Source organism: Mesorhizobium sp. M7A.F.Ca.CA.004.04.2.1, from assembly GCF_004022825.1.
In the GTDB taxonomy this organism is placed as follows: domain Bacteria; phylum Pseudomonadota; class Alphaproteobacteria; order Rhizobiales; family Rhizobiaceae; genus Mesorhizobium.
In genome coordinates this window covers 1-1,912 of sequence record NZ_RZPH01001103.1, presented here as the reverse complement: position 1 = coordinate 1,912, position 1,912 = coordinate 1, and the positions used below count along the sequence as shown (strand labels likewise).

The 1,912-nt window shown below is 65.4% G+C and carries 2 protein-coding genes; both read left to right on the top strand.

The genetic code is table 11. The features are described from left to right. On the top strand, nt 1-657 hold a 657-nt coding region (locus EN893_RS31745; RefSeq protein ID WP_164901289.1), incomplete at its 5' end, for an FAD-dependent oxidoreductase. Between the two features lie 2 nt (nt 658-659). Continuing rightward, nucleotides 660-1,912: NAD-dependent dihydropyrimidine dehydrogenase subunit PreA (preA, locus tag EN893_RS31740; RefSeq protein WP_128362089.1), on the top strand; the 1,253-nt coding region annotated here is incomplete at its 3' end.

Here is a 1,912-nt window from a genome sequence, read left to right as displayed (position 1 = left end):
GGCCTTGGCGGCGTCAATGCGCTGCGTGCCGATGGCGAGGACGCCGACGGCGTCATCAACGCGGTCGAGTTCATTGCCGAACTGCGCCAGGCCAGCGACCTTTCCGGCCTGCCGGTTGGCCGCCGCGTCGTCGTCATCGGTGGCGGCATGACGGCGATCGACGCGGCCGTGCAGTCGAAATTGCTCGGCGCCGAGGAGGTGACGATCTGCTACCGGCGCGGCCAGGAGCACATGAATGCGTCCGAGTTCGAGCAGGATCTGGCCGCCGCCAATGGCGTCACCATCCGCCACTGGCTGCAGCCGAAGCGGGTGATCGCCGAGGGCGGCAAAGTGTCGGGCATCGAACTCGAATACACCGCCATGAACGGCGACAGGCTTGCCGGCACCGGCGAGACCCTGACGCTCGTTGCCGACCAGGTGTTCAAGGCGATCGGACAGAGTTTTGTGCCGGCAGCCCTCAACGGCAGCGGTGCGTCGATCGATCTCGAAGCCGGCCGCATCAAGGTGGATGCGGAAGGGCGTACGTCGCTTGCCAGGGTCTGGGCCGGCGGCGACTGCATCTTCGGTGGCGACGACCTCACCGTCTCGGCGGTCGCGCAGGGGCGCGACGCTGCGGAGAGCATCAACCGGGCACTGACCTCGAACGGGAGGGCATGAGCATGGCAGATATCAGAAACAATTTCGTCGGCATCAAGTCGCCCAATCCGTTCTGGCTTGCCTCGGCGCCGCCGACCGACAAGGCCTACAACGTCATCCGCGCCTTCAAGGCCGGCTGGGGCGGCGTGGTGTGGAAGACGCTCGGCGAGGAAGGCCCGCCGGTGGTCAACGTCAACGGCCCGCGCTATGGCGCGATCTGGGGCGCCGACCGCCGCCTGCTCGGCCTCAACAACATCGAGTTGATCACCGACCGCGACCTGCAGGTCAATTTGCGCGAGATCAAGCAGGTCAAGAAGGACTGGCCCGACCGCGCCATCGTCGTCTCGCTGATGGTGCCTTGCGTCGAGGAGGCCTGGAAGGCGATCCTGCCGGTGGTCGAGGAGACCGAAGCCGACGGCATCGAGCTGAATTTCGGCTGCCCGCACGGCATGTCGGAGCGCGGCATGGGCGCGGCTGTCGGCCAAGTGCCGGAATATATCGAAATGGTGGTGCGCTGGTGCAAGCAGAACACCCGCATGCCCGTCATCACCAAGCTGACGCCCAACATCACCGATGTGCGCAAGCCCGCACGGGCGGCACATGCCGGCGGCACCGATGCGGTGTCGCTGATCAACACCATCAATTCAATCACCGGTGTCGACCTCGACAGCTTCGCGCCGCAGCCGACAATCGACGGCAAGGGCTCGCATGGCGGCTATTGCGGCCCGGCGGTGAAGCCGATCGCCATGAACATGGTGGCCGAGATCGCGCGCGATCCAGAAACCCGCGGCCTGCCGATCTCCGGCATCGGCGGCATCACCACCTGGCGTGACGCGGCCGAATTCATGGCGCTCGGCGCCGGCAATGTGCAGGTGTGCACGGCGGCGATGACCTATGGCTTCAAAATCGTGCAGGAAATGATCGCGGGCCTCGAAAACTGGATGGACGAGAAGGGGCACGCCTCGCTCAACGACATCGTCGGCCGCGCCACGCCCAATGTGACCGATTGGCAGTATCTCAACCTGAACTACGTCGCCAAGGCGCGTATCGACCAGGATGCCTGCATCAAATGCGGCCGCTGCCACATCGCCTGCGAGGACACTTCGCACCAGGCGATCACCAGCATGGTCGACGGCGTCAGGCACTTCGAGGTGATCGAGGCCGAATGCGTCGGCTGTAATCTCTGCGTCAATGTCTGCCCGGTCGAGAACTGCATCACCATGGAGCCGCTGGCAGCCGGCGTGATGGACCAGCGCACCGGCAGGCCGGTATCGCC